The organism is Stenotrophomonas beteli, from assembly GCF_001431665.1.
GTDB classification, from domain to species: Bacteria; Pseudomonadota; Gammaproteobacteria; order Xanthomonadales; family Xanthomonadaceae; genus Stenotrophomonas; species Stenotrophomonas beteli.
The window spans coordinates 20327-36491 of record NZ_LLXV01000058.1; the positions used below are offsets into that span (position 1 = coordinate 20327).

15 protein-coding genes are annotated in these 16165 nt (G+C 67.9%); 7 read left to right on the forward strand and 8 right to left on the reverse strand.

Translation table 11 applies throughout. The features are described 5' to 3' along the window. Positions 1-101: 101 nt before the first annotated feature. The 3 genes from ARC23_RS15845 to ARC23_RS15855 form a co-directional block, all read right to left on the reverse strand. Positions 102-2171 (reverse strand): EAL domain-containing response regulator, encoded by a 2070-nt coding sequence (locus ARC23_RS15845; protein WP_057498119.1) that lies wholly within the window; start codon positions 2169-2171, stop codon positions 102-104. 91 nt (positions 2172-2262) lie between these two features. Next, positions 2263-3447, reverse strand: a complete 1185-nt coding sequence (locus tag ARC23_RS15850; RefSeq protein WP_057498093.1) for a BaiN/RdsA family NAD(P)/FAD-dependent oxidoreductase — start codon at positions 3445-3447, stop codon at positions 2263-2265. Continuing rightward, on the reverse strand, positions 3444-3992 hold the full coding sequence (locus ARC23_RS15855; protein WP_057498094.1) for a YaeQ family protein: 549 nt from the start codon (positions 3990-3992) through the stop codon (positions 3444-3446). Before ARC23_RS15855 ends, ARC23_RS15850 begins: the two co-directional genes overlap by 4 nt. Positions 3993-4116: 124 nt before the next feature. On the opposite strand from ARC23_RS15855, the gene ARC23_RS15860 reads away from it, so the two are divergent. Further along, positions 4117-4995, forward strand: coding sequence for a pseudouridine synthase (locus tag ARC23_RS15860; RefSeq protein ID WP_057498095.1), 879 nt, complete (start codon positions 4117-4119; stop codon positions 4993-4995). Between the two features lie 15 nt (positions 4996-5010). Here ARC23_RS15860 and ARC23_RS15865 read toward each other — a convergent pair whose 3' ends face one another. Then, positions 5011-5499, reverse strand: coding sequence for a YaiI/YqxD family protein (locus tag ARC23_RS15865; protein WP_010484520.1), 489 nt, complete (start codon positions 5497-5499; stop codon positions 5011-5013). 301 nt (positions 5500-5800) lie between these two features. Between ARC23_RS15865 and ARC23_RS15870 the strand changes: the two genes are divergently transcribed. From ARC23_RS15870 to ARC23_RS15885, 4 genes are all read left to right on the forward strand, one after another. Next, positions 5801-6010, forward strand: a complete 210-nt coding sequence (locus ARC23_RS15870) for a cold-shock protein (protein ID WP_004153307.1) — start codon at positions 5801-5803, stop codon at positions 6008-6010. Positions 6011-6195: 185 nt separating this feature from the next. After that, complete coding sequence (locus ARC23_RS15875; RefSeq protein ID WP_057498096.1) at positions 6196-6885, forward strand: glutathione S-transferase family protein; 690 nt, start codon at positions 6196-6198, stop codon at positions 6883-6885. A gap of 32 nt (positions 6886-6917) precedes the next feature. Next, entirely contained in the window at positions 6918-8483 is a 1566-nt protein-coding gene (locus ARC23_RS15880; protein ID WP_057498097.1) for a protein adenylyltransferase SelO, read from the forward strand. Between the two features lie 374 nt (positions 8484-8857). After that, positions 8858-9394, forward strand: coding sequence for an adenine phosphoribosyltransferase (locus ARC23_RS15885; RefSeq protein ID WP_057498098.1), 537 nt, complete (start codon positions 8858-8860; stop codon positions 9392-9394). Positions 9395-9491: 97 nt separating this feature from the next. Here the strand turns inward: ARC23_RS15885 and dbpA are convergent, their stop codons facing one another. Continuing rightward, positions 9492-10868 (reverse strand): ATP-dependent RNA helicase DbpA, encoded by a 1377-nt coding sequence (dbpA, locus tag ARC23_RS15890; protein ID WP_057498099.1) that lies wholly within the window; start codon positions 10866-10868, stop codon positions 9492-9494. A gap of 110 nt (positions 10869-10978) precedes the next feature. Next, the gene (locus ARC23_RS15895) at positions 10979-12058 is read right to left on the reverse strand and encodes a YeiH family protein (protein ID WP_057498100.1); all 1080 of its coding nucleotides are present in this window, start codon (positions 12056-12058) and stop codon (positions 10979-10981) included. Positions 12059-12160: 102 nt separating this feature from the next. Between ARC23_RS15895 and ARC23_RS15900 the strand changes: the two genes are divergently transcribed. Beyond that, positions 12161-13039 carry a LysR family transcriptional regulator gene (locus tag ARC23_RS15900; RefSeq protein WP_057498120.1) on the forward strand — a complete coding sequence of 293 codons (879 nt, stop codon included), beginning with the start codon at positions 12161-12163 and terminating at the stop codon, positions 13037-13039. A 204-nt stretch (positions 13040-13243) separates the two neighbouring features. After that, complete coding sequence (locus tag ARC23_RS15905; protein ID WP_057498101.1) at positions 13244-15127, forward strand: ATP-binding cassette domain-containing protein; 1884 nt, start codon at positions 13244-13246, stop codon at positions 15125-15127. Positions 15128-15295: 168 nt separating this feature from the next. Here ARC23_RS15905 and ARC23_RS15910 read toward each other — a convergent pair whose 3' ends face one another. Both ARC23_RS15910 and ARC23_RS15915 read right to left on the reverse strand, forming a co-directional pair. Next, positions 15296-15757, reverse strand: a complete 462-nt coding sequence (locus ARC23_RS15910) for a c-type cytochrome (protein ID WP_057498102.1) — start codon at positions 15755-15757, stop codon at positions 15296-15298. Between the two features lie 9 nt (positions 15758-15766). Further along, positions 15767-16156 carry a c-type cytochrome gene (locus tag ARC23_RS15915; RefSeq protein WP_057498103.1) on the reverse strand — a complete coding sequence of 130 codons (390 nt, stop codon included), beginning with the start codon at positions 16154-16156 and terminating at the stop codon, positions 15767-15769. Positions 16157-16165 lie beyond the last annotated feature (9 nt).

Genomic DNA, 16165 nt, shown 5'->3' on the forward strand with positions numbered 1-16165 from the left:
CCGGCGAATGCCGGCCTTTTACTTTATGTAGAGCCGAGCCATGCTCGGCTGCTCTTCGCTCGAGTCCCGCAGCCGAGCATGGCTCGGCTCTACAGGTGGCATCAACCGAACTCGAACGCCATCTCCGGCAATGCCGGGCCGACAAAATCGCCCTGCACGTAGTCCACGCCGGCACTGAACAGCAGCGTCATCGAATTGGCATCGCTGACGAACTCGGCGATGGTGCGGATGCCGGCCTCCTGCGCGCGCGCAGTGATCTGGCTGATACGGTCGATGTTCTCGCGGGTGGCCGCAAGATCACTGGTGAAGCCGCGGTCCAGCTTGAGGAACTGCGGCTGGAAGTGCGCCAGCAGCTGGAACGAATCCAGCCCCGAGCCGAACTGCTCCAGGCCGATGCGGCAGCCCAGCGGTGCCACGTCGGCCAGGAACTGCTGGGCGCTGCGCAGGTGGGTGAACACCTTGGCTTCCGGTGCATGCAGCCACAGCCGTTCGCCAGGCACGCCGCGTGCCTGCAGTTCACGACGCAGGGTGGCGACCATCTGCGGGTCGTCAAACGACTCCGGCGTCACCTTCACCAGGACCTGGGTGGCATGGCCCTCGGCTGCGCGCTGGCCCAGTACCGATATGGCCTGTGAGACCACCCAGCGGTTGATGTCGGCCAGCAGCCCATGCTCCTCGGCAATGCCAAGGAAGGCGGTCGGACTCAACAGCTCGCCGTTGTGTTCCAGGCGCAGGTAGGCCTCGTACAGTTCCAGCGGCTCGCCCTGCAGGTTCAGCACCGGCTGGTAGTGCAACTGGAAACCGTCGCCGGCCAGCGCCTCGCGGATGCGCGCAACCCAGCGCAGCACGCGCTCCTGCTCGACACGGTCGACGGCGGCCGGATCGAAGATGCGGCAGGTGTTCCCCAGTTCGGCCGCGGCCTGTGTGCACTCGCTGGCGCGTGCCAGCACCTGGCCGATGCTGGCGATCTTCTCGCCTACCTGCACGCCGCCGATGCTCACGGTGACCGTGGCCGAGCGCGCGCCGATGCTGAACACGTGCGCGGCATAGGCCTCGCGGATACGCTCGGCGAGCGCCACGGTCTGAGCGTACGGGCCGGCCTGCAGCACGGCGAAACTGTGCTCTCCAAAGCGCGCCAGCTGTGCCTGTTCGCCCACCACCTCGGTGAGCAGGGCGGCCAGGGCGCCAATCAGTGTGTCGGCCGAGGCCAGGCCGATGTCCGGCAGCAGGCGAGCGTAATGGTCAGGTTCGATCAGCAGCAGGCCGAACTGGCCTTCGCTGCGGCTGGCCTGGGCCACTGCGCTTTCCAGCTGCAGCATGAAGGTGGGACGGTTGAGCAGGCCAGTGACCTGGTCGCGCTGGCGCAGGTCCTCGACCTCGCGCGCCAGTTCCGGATCGAACTCCATGCGGCGGCGGAGCACGATCTGGAGGCAGGATTCACCCTCGTAGGTGGCGGCGGTGAACTCCATCGTTGCCGGGAACGCGCTGCCATCCTCATGGCGGGCATCGAGCTGGTACTGCGGCGGTGGCGCCTCGCCACGGCTCAGGCCCTTCAGCAGCTGCTTGAAGCCCTCCACATGCTGGGCCGCGACCATGTCCAGCAGCGAGATGCCTTCGATGTCGTCGAACTGCTCATAGCCGAACATCTCCAGGTAGGCGTCGTTGGCGCGGATATGCATGCCTTCGTGCACGTAGGCGATGGGATCGCGCGAGGAGGCGATCAGCGCATCGCAGCGGCGCTCGGTCTCGCGCATCTGTGCCTCGATGCGACGCAGGCCACGACGCGCCTGCAGATCGACCCACTGGTCGCGGACCACCGCCAGCAGGTGCTCGGCACGCTGGCGCAGCGCGAGGGCGCGGATGCCGTGGCTGCTGGCCTGCACCAGTTCGTCCTCGTCGATGCGATCGGCCAGCAGCACCAGCGGAATGTCCTTGCCGCTGGCGGCAATGTGCTGGGCGACCAGGGGCAGCGGAATCCCCTGCGACGGCGAGGCCAGCACCAGATCGATGGCCTGGCTGGCCAGGACCTGGGCCAGCTCGGCGGCATCCTGCGGGCGCCAGGGGCGCACCGCGATGCCGCTGTTGCGCAGGGTGCTGACGATGGCTTCGGCATTCTCGCCGCTGTCATCGATGATCAGCAGGCGGATGGTGATGTCGTTCGCGTTCTGCATGCACTGCTCCCCAATCTGCGAACCTAGATACACGATGCGCGGCGAACCGTCCATGCGCGGCCCTCTTGCGCGCGCCGAACGGCGATCTGGTTCACACCACGCCGCCGGCCGCGTGGCCGCTGGCCCAGGCCCACTGGAAGTTGTATCCGCCCAGCCAGCCGGTCACATCCAGCACTTCGCCGACGAAGTGCAGGCCGGCAACGCGCTTGGACTCCATCGTCGAAGAAGACACCTCGGCGGTGTCCACGCCCCCCAGGGTGACTTCGGCGGTGCGATAGCCTTCGGTTCCGCTGGCCACCAGCGGGAACGCGCCCAGCAGTTGCGCGGCCTGCCGCAGCACCGGCTCGTCCAGCTGGCGCACCGGGCGGTCGGGCAACCAGTGTTCGCACAGGCGCTGTGCAAAGCGCTTGGGCAGCACCTCGCCCAGTACCGTGCGCAGCTCGGCAGCAGGGCGCTCGCGCTTCATCTGGCGCAGCCACTGGCCTGCATCCTGGCCGGGCAGCAGGTCCAGCTCCAGCGCGTCGCCGGGTTGCCAGAACGAGGAGATCTGCAGGATCGCCGGGCCACTTACGCCGCGATGGGTCAGCAGCATGAAGTTCTGGAAGCGGGTGCCGTTGCAACGTGCCTCGACCGGCAGCGCGACACCGCTCAGATCGGCCAGGCGCTCCTGGTGGGTGCCGCTGAGCGTCAGTGGCACCAGGCCGGCCCGGGTCGGCAGCACCTGGTGGCCGAACTGGCGCGCGATCTCGTAGCCGAAACCGGTTGCGCCCATGCTCGGAATCGACAGGCCGCCGGTCGCCACCACCAGCGAAGCGCAGTGGAACAGGCCATGGGTGGTCTGCACGCGGAAGCCATCACTGCCGTGCTCGATGCGCTGCACGCTGCACCCGGTACGGATCTGCGCGCCGGCGGCCTGGCATTCATCCACCAGCATCTTCACGATGAGCTTGGACGACTCATCGCAGAACAACTGGCCCAGCTCTTTTTCGTGATACGCGATGCCGTGCTTGTGCACCAGCTCGATGAAGTGCCAGGGCGTGTAGCGCGCCAGCGCCGATTTGCAGAAGTGCGGATTGGCCGACAGGAAGTTGGCCGGGGTGGTGCCGGTATTGGTGAAATTGCAGCGGCCGCCGCCAGACATCAGGATCTTCTTGCCGACCTTGTTGGCATGGTCGATCACCTGCACCTGGCGGCCGCGCTGGCCGGCGGTGATCGCCGTCATCAGCCCGGCCGCGCCGGCGCCGATGACCACGACATCGCAGCGGATCGTACTCATGCCTTGGCGCGCTTGCGCCAGTCGGGAATGACGTCGAGCTGCATCTGGTCGTTGAGCAGTTGCACTTCGCCGTCCTGGATCAGCACGCTCCAGCGCATCGCACGCTGGATCTGCTGGCCCCAGCGCTCGACGAACCCGCCGTCCAGATCGACTACCGACAGGTTGTCAAAGCGCGCCAGGCCCTTGCCCTGCTTGCTCCACCAGATTTCCGAGGCGTTGCCGCCGTAGTTGATCACCTGTACCTGGCGGCTGCGGTTGCTGGCCTTGCGGATGCGCGATTCGTCCGGATGGCCCAGGTCGATCCACTGCAGGATGTCGCCGGTGTAATCGTGTTCCCACAGGTCCGGTTCGTCATCGGTGCTCAGGCCGCGGCCGAACTCCAGGCGGTCGCCGGCGTTGAGGGCGAAGGCCAGCAGGCGCACCATCAGGCGCTCGTCGGTCTCGGACGGGTGCTGGGCCAGGGTCAGGTTGTGGGTCGCGTAGTAGCCGCGGTCCATGTCGCTGATCTGCAGCTCGGCCTTGCGGATGGTGGCGGTGAGGGCCATGGGGGATCCGTCGACTAAAGACGACAATGATAGAGGTTTGCTTGAGGGGTGTCCGTGGCCATGCTGTCTGCGTGCCGTCGACGGTGGCACCCTTACGCTCATTTCCAGCACCGGAGTCGATGCAATGACGATGCCCAGCCGATTGCAGCTGCCGCCGGGTGACTGGCCCAGCCTGCTTGACGGCCTGTGCGCGCGCTTTCCGCGCATCGACCGCGCACAGTGGCTGGATCGCTTCGCCCGTGGCCGCGTGCAGGATGCGCAGGGCAGGGCGCTGGCGCCGGGGAGGCCCTGGCAGGTGGGGCTGGAGATCCGCTACTTCCGCGAAGTGGCCGACGAAGCGGTGATTCCACATGCCGAACACATCCTGCACCTGGACGCGGATCTGCTGGTGGCCGACAAGCCGCACTTCCTGCCGGTGATCCCGGCCGGCGGCCATGTCCGGAACACCCTGCTGGCGCGGCTGGTGGCGCGCACCGGCAATCCGGATCTGGTGCCGCTGCACCGGCTGGACCGGCTCACGGCGGGGCTGGTGCTGTTTTCGGCCCGGCCGGCCACCCGCGATGCCTATCAGCGCCTGTTCCGCGAGCGGCGCATCGACAAGGTCTACGAGGCGCTGGCACCGGCCCTGCCCGGGCTGGAATTTCCAGTGCAGCGGCACAGCCGGCTGGTGCCGGGCGAGCCATTCTTCCGCATGGCTGAAGTGCCGGGTGAGCCCAACGCGCGCAGCCGCATCGAACTGATCGGAGCGGACGGGCCGGTCTGGCGCTACCGGCTGCTGCCGGACACCGGGCGCAAGCACCAGCTGCGCGTACACATGGCGATGCTGGGGGCGCCGATCATCGGCGATGACCTGTACCCGCAGTTGCAGGCGCGCGTGGACGGGGCAGTCGAGCCACCCCTGCAGCTGCTTGCGCAGGGGTTGGCCTTCGACGATCCACTGAGTGGAGAGCCGCGGCGGTTCAGCAGCCGGCGCTGCCTGCGCCTGCCCGGCCAGGGCGGGTAGGGCGGGTAGGGCGGTTCAGCGAACCGGGCGCCGCGCCAGCCAGCGGTCCAGCTCGGCGGCGAACAGTTGCCGGTCACGCGGCCCAAGCGGCGGCGGGCCACCGGTCTGGACCCCGGCGCCGCGCAGCTCTTCCATGAAATTGCGCATCGACAGCCGCTCGGCCATGTTGTTCGGGGTGTACAGCTGGCCGCGCGGGTTCAGCGCCACCGCCTTCTTTTCCAGCACCAGCGCCGCCAGCGGGATGTCCTGGGTGACCACCAGGTCGCCGGCCGCGACCCGCTCGACGATCGCGCTGTCGGCCACGTCCAGCCCTTGTGGCACCTGGATCGAGCGCAGCCAGCGCGAGGGAGGGGTGCGGATCCACTGGTTGGCGACCAGGGTGAGTTCGATCCCGACCCGTTCCGCAGCGCGGAAAAGGATGTCGCGAATGACGGTGGGGCAGGCATCCGCATCCACCCAGATGCGGGGAAGGGCGGGTTCAGCTTGGGTTTCAGCTTCAGTCATTTACCCAGTGTAGGGTAGGAAAAACCTGAATGGGGACTCAGAGTTAGCCGCGACAAGGTGCCAGCCCTTGCCACGCCTAGGGGGCGGCGTATTCCCATGAACGTGCGGGCTATCGCTTTTTGCAGAAAACACGCGTATCGTTCGTTCCACTGTGTTTGCTAGGGTCACCGTGAATCGTGGCCTGGTGCAGTTGATCTCACGATCCGCTCATCGATCCGCTTTACCAACGCCTGCAACTCAGTCTCGGCCCCGATACCCGGTGGCTGCGATTTTTTCAACATGTGTTTCAGGAGTTAGTCAAATGTCTGATCGTCAGACCGGCACCGTCAAGTGGTTCAACGACGCCAAGGGCTTCGGCTTCATCACCCCGGAAAGCGGCCCGGACCTGTTTGTGCACTTCCGTGCCATCCAGGGCACCGGCTTCAAGACCCTGCAGGAAGGCCAGAAGGTTACCTTCATCGCCGTCCAGGGTCAGAAGGGTATGCAGGCTGACCAGGTGCAGGCGGTCTAATCCGTCTGCTACCGTTTGGTAGCCAGAACGCCGGAAGCGAAAGCTTCCGGCGTTTTTTATTGCCCGCTGTTCTGTAGAGTCGAGCCGTGCTCGACTGCTTTCCAGGGACAGTCGAGCGCGGCGCGACTCTACATGGGGCATGCAGCCGGCGCGGTAGCATGCAGGCCTTCCCAAGGATCATCCCCATGCGCATCGTCCATCACCTGGAAAACTCCCGCTCGCTGCGCGTGCTGTGGATGCTGGAGGAGCTGGGCCTGGACTACGAGCTGCGCCGCTATCCACGCGATCCGAAGACGCTGCTGGCACCGCCGGAACTGCGCTCGGTGCATCCGCTGGGCAAGTCGCCGGTATTGCAGGACGGTGAGCTGGTGCTGGCAGAATCCGGTGCGATTCTCGACTACCTGGCCGACCGCTACGACACCCAGCGCCAGCTGTCGCCGTCACCGATGCCGGCCGACGGTGCCGAGCGCATCGCCTATCGCTACTGGCTGCACTACGCCGAAGGCTCGGCGATGCCGCCGTTGCTGCTGACCCTGGTGATGGGGCGCATCCGCAACGCGCCGATGCCGTTCTTCGCGCGCCCGATCGCGCGCAGCATCGCCGACAAGGCCGAGCGCGGCTTCATCGGCCCGCAGCGGCGCCTGCACCTGGACTGGATGGAGCGCCGCCTCACCGAAAGTCCCTGGTTCGCGGGCGAGCGCTTCAGCGCGGCCGACATCCAGATGAGCTTCCCGATCCAGGCCGCTGCCGCGCGTGGCGGTGGCCTGGATGACACGCCGGCGTTGCGCGGCTTCCTCAAGCGCATCGGCGAGCGCCCGGCCTACCAGCGGGCCGAGGCCCACGGTGGCCATCTGCAGGCGTTGAGCGGCAATTGAGGACGGCGGCGGGCGTCCCCATCTTCAACAGCATGGATACCGACAGCCCCCGTTTCGACAACCGCCTGCGGCGTACCCTGCCGGGCGACGCCGAATCCGGCCCACGCCGCCGCGAGGTGCTGGGCGCGGCGTGGTCGCCGGTGATGCCGACGCCGGCGGCGGCGCCCACGCTGCTGGCCTGGTCACCGGAGGTGGCCGGGATGCTTGGCCTGCCCACCGCCGAAGTGGAAAGCGAAGGCTTCGCGCGCGTGTTTGGCGGCAATGCGCTGTACCCCGGCATGCAGCCGTGGGCGGCCAACTACGGTGGTCATCAGTTCGGCCATTGGGCCGGGCAATTGGGCGATGGCCGCGCGATCTCGCTGGGTGAACTGCTGGCGCCTGACGGCCGCCACTGGGAACTGCAGCTGAAGGGGGCAGGCCCGACGCCCTACTCGCGTGGCGCAGACGGGCGCGCGGTGCTGCGTTCGTCGATCCGCGAATTCCTGTGCAGCGAGGCGATGCACCACCTGGGCGTGCCGACCACGCGCGCGTTGTCGCTGGTCGGTACCGGCGAAGACGTGGTGCGTGACATGTTCTACGACGGCCACCCGCGTGCCGAGCCCGGCGCCATCGTGTGCCGGGTGTCGCCGTCGTTCCTGCGCTTTGGTTCCTTCGAACTGCCGGCGTCGCGGGGTGAAACCGCCCTGCTGCAGCAGCTGGTCGATGCCTGCATCGCGCGCGACTTCCCCGAGCTTGAAGGGCAGGGCGAGGCACTGTACGGCGACTGGTTCGTGCAGATCGCGGTGCGCACCGCCGAGATGATCGCGCACTGGATGCGCGTCGGCTTCGTGCATGGCGTGATGAACACCGACAACCTGTCCGTGCTCGGCCTGACGTTGGACTACGGTCCCTACGGCTGGGTCGAGGACTTCGATCCGGACTGGACGCCGAACACCACCGACGCGCAGGGCCGCCGCTACCGCTTCGGCACGCAGCCGCAGGTGGCGTACTGGAACCTGGGCCGATTGGCGCAGGCGCTGTCGCCGTTGTTTGCCGATGTGGCGCCGTTGCAGGCGGGCCTGGCGGCCTACCAGTCCACCTTCGTGGCCTGTACCCGCCGCGATGCCGCAGCCAAACTGGGGCTGGCTGCCGCCGACGATGACGACCTGCAGCTCTATCAGCGCTGGCAGCAGCTGATGCAGGAGGGCGCCATGGACATGACTCTGGCTTGGCGCGCACTGATGCGGCTCGATCCGGCCGCGCCGGATGCAGCGTTGCTCAACGCCGTTTACTACGACGAGGCGCGCCAGCAGGCGGTGCACGCGCCGTTGCAGCAGTGGCTGCAGGACTACGCGGCGCGCCTGTGCAGCGACCCGCTGTCGGCCGGCGAACGCCTGGCGAAGATGACAGCGGCCAACCCGCTGTACGTGCTGCGCAACTGGCTGGCCCAGGAGGCGATCGACCGTGCCGAGCAGGGCGACCTCGGCGGTGTTCATGCACTGCAGGACGTGCTGCGCGATCCATACACCGAGCGCGCCGGCCTGGAGCACTATGCCGGCAAGCGCCCAGCGTGGGCCGACGACCGCGCCGGCTGCTCGATGCTGTCCTGCAGTTCCTGAGGGTGGGTTTCGGCAGGGCTGCGCCCTGCACCTGCAGAGGCCAGATCAAAAACCAGAGCAAAAGCGGATTCCGTGGTTTGGCGGGTCGGTGCCGGAGTGCGGGGACGCCGCAAGTACGTCCCTGTAGGCGTGGCAGCCGCTTGCTCGTGTGCGCTTTCCTGCGCACACGAGCAAGCGGCGACCGAGCCTACATGGACGTATTTACGGCGTCCCCCGCAACCGGACCCACCCCGCCTACCCACAGGAAGCCCGCTTCTGCTGTTGCTGTTGCTCCAGCTCTCAGCAGGTGCAGGGCGCAGCCCGGCCGACACCCCCAACAGGCAGGCGGCGCCCGGAACAGGTACCCTATGCCGCCATCAGACAGCCAATGTGACATGACCGACGCCATCGTCGCTCCGCAGTGGGCCTCCCGCCTGCGCGACATCGCCGACTTCCCCAAGCCCGGCATCCTGTTCAAGGACATCATGCCGCTGCTCGCCCACGGCGAGGACTTCCGCGGCGCGATTACCGCGATGGCCGACCGCTGGCGCGACCAGAAGCTGGACGCGGTGGTCGGCATCGAATCGCGTGGTTTCATCCTCGGCGCCGCGATGGCGCTGGAACTGGGGGTGGGCTTCGTGCCGGTGCGCAAGCCGGGCAAGCTGCCCGGCCAGGTGCTGCGCGAGGAATACACGCTCGAGTACCGCAGCGACTGCATCGAAGTGCATGCCGATGCGCTGCCGACCGGCGCGCGCGTGGCGATCATCGATGACGTGCTGGCCACCGGCGGTACGCTGGTGGCGGCGCTGTCGCTTGTGCGTCGCCTGGGTGTGGACGTGGTCGGCGCCGGCGTGCTGGTCGAGCTGGACGGCCTGGGTGGTCGCGCGCGCTGGGAAGCGGGGCTCCCGCTGCACACCGAACTGGTGTTCTGATCGAAGGGTGGATGCCAACCCAGGTTGGCATCTACCAGAGCGAATGGCCAGGAGCCGGTAGTTGCCAACCTGGGTTGGCACCCACGCGGTCAGGCCATCACATCATCCGCACGCGGAAACGACGGCCCTTGATCTTGCCGGCCTCCAGCCTGGCCACGGCCTTGTTGGCCTGCTCCCGCGCGATTGCCACATAGGAACGGGTCGGGAAGATCGCAATCTTGCCGATGAACTTGGCGGACAGGCCGGCGTCGCCGGTCAGCGCGCCGAGGATATCGCCCGGGCGCAGCTTGTCGGTCTTGCCGCCGTCGATGCGCAGCGTACGCATCGCGGCCTGCGGCAGTTCGGCCGGGCGCGAGGTTGCCAGCGGCGTCTTCTGCCAGTCCAGCGGCTGCCCCATCTGCGCTTCGATGGCGTCGGCACGGGTCTTCTCGCGGCCGGCCACCAGGCTGATCGCCAGGCCGCTGGCACCGGCACGGCCGGTACGGCCCACGCGGTGCTGGTAGCTCTCCACGTCGGTCGGCAGCTCGTAGTTGATCACCGCCGCCAGCTCTTCCACGTCCAGGCCACGTGCCGCCACATCACTAGCCACCAGCACGTTGCAGCTGCGGTTGGCCAGCAGCAGCAGCACTTCCTCGCGGTCGCGCTGCTCCATGTCGCCATGCAGGGCCAGTGCGGAGAAGCCGAACTGCTGCAGCGAGTTGGCAACCTCGTCCACGTCCTTGCGGGTGTTGCAGAACACCACCGCCGATTCCGGGGTGTACTTCAGCAGCAGGCCGGCCAGCGCCTTCTGGCGGTGCGCCGGTTCCACCTCGCAGAACAGGTGGCGGATCGCCGGTGCCTGGTCGGCGCCTTCCACGGTCACTTCCACCGCGTCGCGCAGCAGGTCACGCGCCATGGCGCGGATGCTGTCGGGGAAGGTGGCGGAGAACAGCAGGCTCTGGCGGTCCTTGTGGGTGCGGCCGGCGATCTCGCGGATCGGCTCCTCGAAGCCCATGTCGAGCATGCGGTCGGCCTCGTCCAGCACCAGCGTGCGCACCGCGCCCAGATTCAGCGCGCGCTTGCGCGCCAGTTCCTGCACGCGGCCGGGCGTGCCGACCACCACATGCGGATCATGGCCTTCCAGCGAGGCCAGCTGCGGACCCAGCGGCACGCCACCGACCAGCAGCAACAGCTTCAGATTCGGAATGCCGGTGGCCAGCTTGCGGATCTGCTTGCCGACCTGGTCGGCCAGTTCGCGGGTCGGGCACAGTACCAGCGCCTGCACGCGGATCAGGCTGGGGTCGATGGCCTGCAGCAGGCCCAGGCCGAAGGCGGCGGTCTTGCCGCTGCCGGTCGGCGCCTGTGCGATCACATCGCGGCCATCCAGGATGGCCGGCAGGCTCTGCGCCTGCACGGGGGTGAGAGTGGTGTAGCCGAGGGCATCCAGGCCGGGCTGCAGGGCCGGGCTCAGCGGCAGGGTCGAAAAGTCAGTCATGGCGCATTGTACCTGCCTGCGCGGCCGCTCCCGCCTGATCGGGTGGAGTCGTCATCCACGCAGGGCGTGGTTCTACTGGTGCGTGCCGGCCCTGGTCGGCACGCTCCTGCTCAGCCCAGCACGGCCAGTACACCCTGGTGGATCGCCAGCCCGCCCAACAGCAGCCAGGCAAACAGGATCAGCGCCAGCAGCAGCGGCTTCAGGCCCGCCTGGCGCAGCGCCGAGACGTGGGTGGTCAGGCCCAGCGCGGCCATCGCCATCGCCAGCAGCACGGTATCCAGCTGCACCAGCCCCGCCTGCAGGCCCGCCGGCAGCAGATGCAGCGAGTTGAACCCGGCCACTGCCACGAAACCAAAAGCGAACCACGGCACCACGATGCGCGCCTTGCTGCCGTCGGCGCTGGCCTTGCCGCCACGCGCCAGCCACAGCGACAGCGCGACCAGGAACGGCGCCAGCAGCATCACCCGCACCATCTTGGTGATCACCGCCGTATCAGCCGCCGCTTCATTGACCGCACGGCCTGCCGCCACCACCTGTGCCACTTCATGCACCGTCGCACCGGTGAACAGGCCGTACTGCCGTGCGTCCATCGCCAGCCAGCCGTGCGACTGCACCAGCGCATACAGCGCGGGGTACAGGAACATTGCCAGCGTGCCGAACACCACCACTGTCGACACGGCCACCGTGACCTGCGCCGCGCGGCCGCGCACCACCGGCTCGGCGGCCATCACCGCTGCCGCGCCGCAGATCGCGCTGCCGGCACCGATCAGCATGGCTGCCTCGCGGTCCATCTTGAACACGCGCACGCCCAGCCAGCAGGCCAGGCCGAAGGTGCTGGCAACCACCAGCACGTCCATCAGCACGCCAGTGACGCCGACTTGGCCGATGTCCTGGAAGGTCAGGCGCAGCCCGTACAGCACGATGCCGGCGCGCAGCAGCCAGTGCTTGGAGAAGCCGACACCGGCCGCGCTGCTCGGTGCCAGCCGCGGGTAGAACGTGTTGCCGACCACGATGCCGGCGACGATGGCCACGGTCAGCGCGCTCAGGCCATGTGCCTGCAGCCACCGCAGCTCGGCCAGGTACAGCGACGCCGCCGCAATCAGGCCCACCAGCAGCAGGCCGGGCAGGCGCGGCTGCCAGCGTTGGCGCAGGGCGGGCAGGGACCAGGGGGAGAGAGCAGGGGCATTCATGGCAGGGCGGGGCTGGAGTGATGGGAGCAAGCGTGCGCCTCTGTGACTGACCTGTAAAACGAATAATATGGGTGAAATCTACCTATAAAGCGGGTAATGATCATGCGCCTCACGCTGCGCCAGCTGCAGGTCTTCGTCGCCATCGCCGACCACGGCAGCACCACCGCCGCCGGCCAGGCCATCGCCCTCTCGCAGTCGGCCAGCAGCGCCGCCCTGCAGGAACTGGAGGCGCACTTCGGCACCCCGCTGTTCGACCGCATCGGCCGCCGCCTGGCCCTGAACGGGCACGGCCGTGCGCTGCTGGAGCCGGCGCGCACCCTGTTGGTCAACGCCGCCGATCTGGAACGGCAGCTGGCCGCCGGCGGCGACCCGGCGCGGGGCGCGCCGCTGCGGCTGGTGCTGGCGGCCAGTACCACCATCGGCAACTACCTGCTGCCGCCGCGCATCGCCGAACTGTTACAGCAGGCACCGCAGGCTGAGGTCGACCTGCGCATCGACAACAGTGCGGGCGTGGTCGCCGCCGTGCAGCGCCTGGATGTGGATGCCGGCCTGATTGAAGGCCCGTGCCATGAGCGCGGCCTGCAGGTCACGGCCTGGCAGCAGGATCCGCTGGTGATCGTGGCGGCCGCCGACGCCCCCGCCCGCTGGTCGCTGGACGAGCTGCGCCGCGCACGCTGGCTGCTGCGCGAACCCGGTTCCGGCACCCGCGAAGCCGTCGAACAGGCGCTGCTGCCGCACCTGCGCGGTTTCGCCCAGACCCTGCAACTGGGCAATACCGAAGCGATCAAGCAGGCGGCCATCGCCGGCCTCGGCCTGGCTTGTCTTTCGCGCCACGCGCTGGAAGAGCCCTTGGCCCTGGGCCGCCTGCGCGTGCTCGAGACCCCGTTGCCTCCGCTGCAACGCACCCTGTGGCTGGTACGCCACCCGGGCAAGCAATGGCTGCCGGGGTTGCAGGCGTTGCTGGGGGAGGTGGAGGGGTAGCTGCGCCTTTTGGGTAGAGTCGACCGTTGGTCGACTATCGCGCGCAGCGCGGGCTTTCGCGGGTGTCAGGGAAGAGCAGTCGACTAACAGTCGACTCTACCGGGTGGCATCACCGGGTGGCATCACCGGGCGACATCACCAAGCGGCATCGCGCAGGTCGCGGCAGCGATTCCGGCTGACCTCCCCAGCCCTTACACTATGGGGATGCCTCTGATTACTCTGCAGAACGTCGACTTCAGCGTCGGCGGCCCGTTGTTGCTGGAAAAGGCCGAACTGTCGATCGAACCGGGCGAACGCATCGCCCTGATCGGCCGCAACGGCGCCGGCAAATCCACCCTGCTCAAGCTGCTGTCCGGCGACCACAAGCCCGATGACGGCGAAGTCCGCGTGCAGCAAGGCGTGCGTGTCACCCGCCTGGAGCAGGAAGTGCCACATGGCGCGGCCGGCTCGGTGTTCGACGTCGTCGCCGATGGCCTCGGCGAACTGGGCCAATGGCTGGCCGAATTCCACCACCTCAGCCATGCCGAGGTCTTCGATGGCGAAGCGCTGGGCAACGTGCAGGCCAAGATCGACGCCGCCAACGGCTGGGGCCTGGACCAGCGCGTCAGCGAAACCCTGACCAAGCTCGACCTGGACGGCGAGGCCGAGTTCGGCCGCCTGTCCGGCGGCATGAAGCGCCGCGTGCTGCTGGCCCGCGCGCTGGTCTCCAGCCCCGACGTGCTGCTGCTGGACGAACCGACCAACCACCTGGACATCGAAGCCATCGACTGGCTCGAAGCGTTCCTGAAGGGCTGGAGCGGCAGCGTGGTGTTCGTCACCCATGACCGCCGCTTCCTGCGTGCGCTGGCCACCCGCATCGTCGAGATCGACCGAGGCCAGGTCACCAGCTGGCCGGGCGACTGGGCCAACTACGAGCGTCGTCGCGAGGAACGCCTCAATGCGCAGGCGCAGGAAAACGCGCGCTTCGACAAGCTGCTGGCGCAGGAAGAAGTCTGGATCCGGCAGGGCATCAAGGCCCGTCGCACCCGTGACGAAGGCCGTGTGCGCCGCCTGAAGGCGATGCGCGTGGAGCGTTCGCAGCGCCGCGATCTCAGCGGCAACGTCAAGATGGAAGCCGCACAGGGCGTCAGCTCCGGCAAGAAGGTCATCGACGTCAAGGACATCTCGTTCGCCTTCGGCGAGCGCACCATGGTCCGCGACTTCACCACCACCATCATGCGTGGCGACCGCATCGGCCTGATCGGCCCCAACGGCAGCGGCAAGACCACGCTGCTCAAGCTGCTGCTGGGCGACCTGCAGCCGGCCAAGGGCGAGGTCAATGCGGGCACCAACCTGCAGATCGCCTATTTCGACCAGTACCGTGCGGTGCTGCGCGAAGACTGGAGCGCGATCGAGAACGTGGCCGAAGGCCGGGACTTCCTCGAGTTCAACGGCAAGCGCAAGCATGTGCATGCTTACCTGCAGGACTTCATGTTCACCCCGGAACGTGCACGTGCGCCGATCACCCGCCTGTCCGGCGGCGAGCGCAACCGCCTGCTGCTGGCCAAGCTGTTCGCCCAGCCGTCCAACCTGCTGGTGATGGACGAACCGACCAACGACCTGGACGTGGAAACCCTGGAGCTGCTGGAAGAGCTGCTGGGCGAGTACACCGGTACCCTGCTGCTGGTCAGCCACGACCGTGACTTCATCGACAACGTGGTGACCTCCACGCTGGTGATGGAGGGCGATGGCGTGATCGGCGAATACGTGGGTGGCTACAGCGACTGGCAGCGCTATGCGGCCAGTGTGGCGGCGCCTGCGGCGGCCCCGGCCGCCAAGCCGGCCGCCGCTGCACCGGCCACTCCGGCGGCTGCGGCTCCCGCCGCGCCCAAGCGCAAGCTGGCCTACAAGGAAGCGCGCGAACTGGAGCAGCTGCCGAAGACCATCGAGAAGCTGGAAGGCGACGTCGAGGGCCTGACCTCGGCGATGAACGACCCGGCGTTCTACACCCGCAGCAGTGCGGAAGTTACCGCACACACCCAGCAGCTGGCCAAGGTGCAGGCCGAGCTGGATGCCGCCTACGCGCGCTGGGAAGAACTGGAAGGCTGAGTGTTGACCGGCGCCAGCGCTTGCGCCGGTTGATGTAGAGCCGAGCCCACGCTCGGCTCAGTAGTCCACGCCATGCGTGGATGTGCGGATCTGTGCGGACCAACGGTCCGCACCCACCAATCAACGGTCCGTGCGCACCAACGGTCCGCACCCACCGGGGGGCGGCGGTCATTTGACCCCGTGCAGATCCCGCAGCTGGCTCGGCCGGCTGCCGAAGTACGCGGCCAGATCGGCGATGTCCTGATCACTCAGGTCCTTCGCCTGTGGCGTCATCAGCATGTGCTGGCGGTCACCGGCGCGGTAGGCCTGCAGGGCATGTGCCAGATAGTCACCGTACTGCCCACCCAGTTTCGGATAGGTCGGATCGATCGGCGCGTTGCCGTCGGCGCCGTGGCAATCGATGCAGCTCTGGTTGGTGGCCTTGCCCTTCACCTTGGCGCGGGCCTCGCCGGCGGCCTCGCGGCCTGCAGGCAGCCCGGCCGATGACGATGAGCCATGTTCGCCGCTGGCATGGCCCGGGTCGGCGGCGGATTTCCCGCTGTTTTCCACCTGCGACTGCGAACAGGCGGCCAGCAGCAGGGCAACGGACAGGGCGATGGCGTGACGCATCGGATGCGCGGCTTTCGACATGGGCGGGCCTTACTTGACGGTGGACAGGTAAACAGAGAGATCGGCGATCTCCTGTTCGCTGAAACTCATCGACTGCGCCTGCATCGTCGGATGCCGGCGCTTGCCCTGGCGGTATTCGGTCAGGGCCTGGGCCAGGTACTGCTGGGTCTGGCCGCCGATCTTCGGCACCCGGTAACTGGGGTAGGCGTTCTTGTAGCCGGTGATGCCGTGGCACCCCTGGCAGGTGTAGGCCAGCACGCGGCCATTGTCGAAATTGCCGGTGGGGGCGGTGGCCGGCGGCGCAGCGGCGGGAGCCGCGGCCGGGGCCGGTGTGGCAGGAGTAGAAGCGGGCTGTGCGGCGGCCCCAAGGGGCAGGAGGACGGCCAGAGCGAGACAAGCGGCGAGCGGCTGCGGGCGCATGGTGTCGTT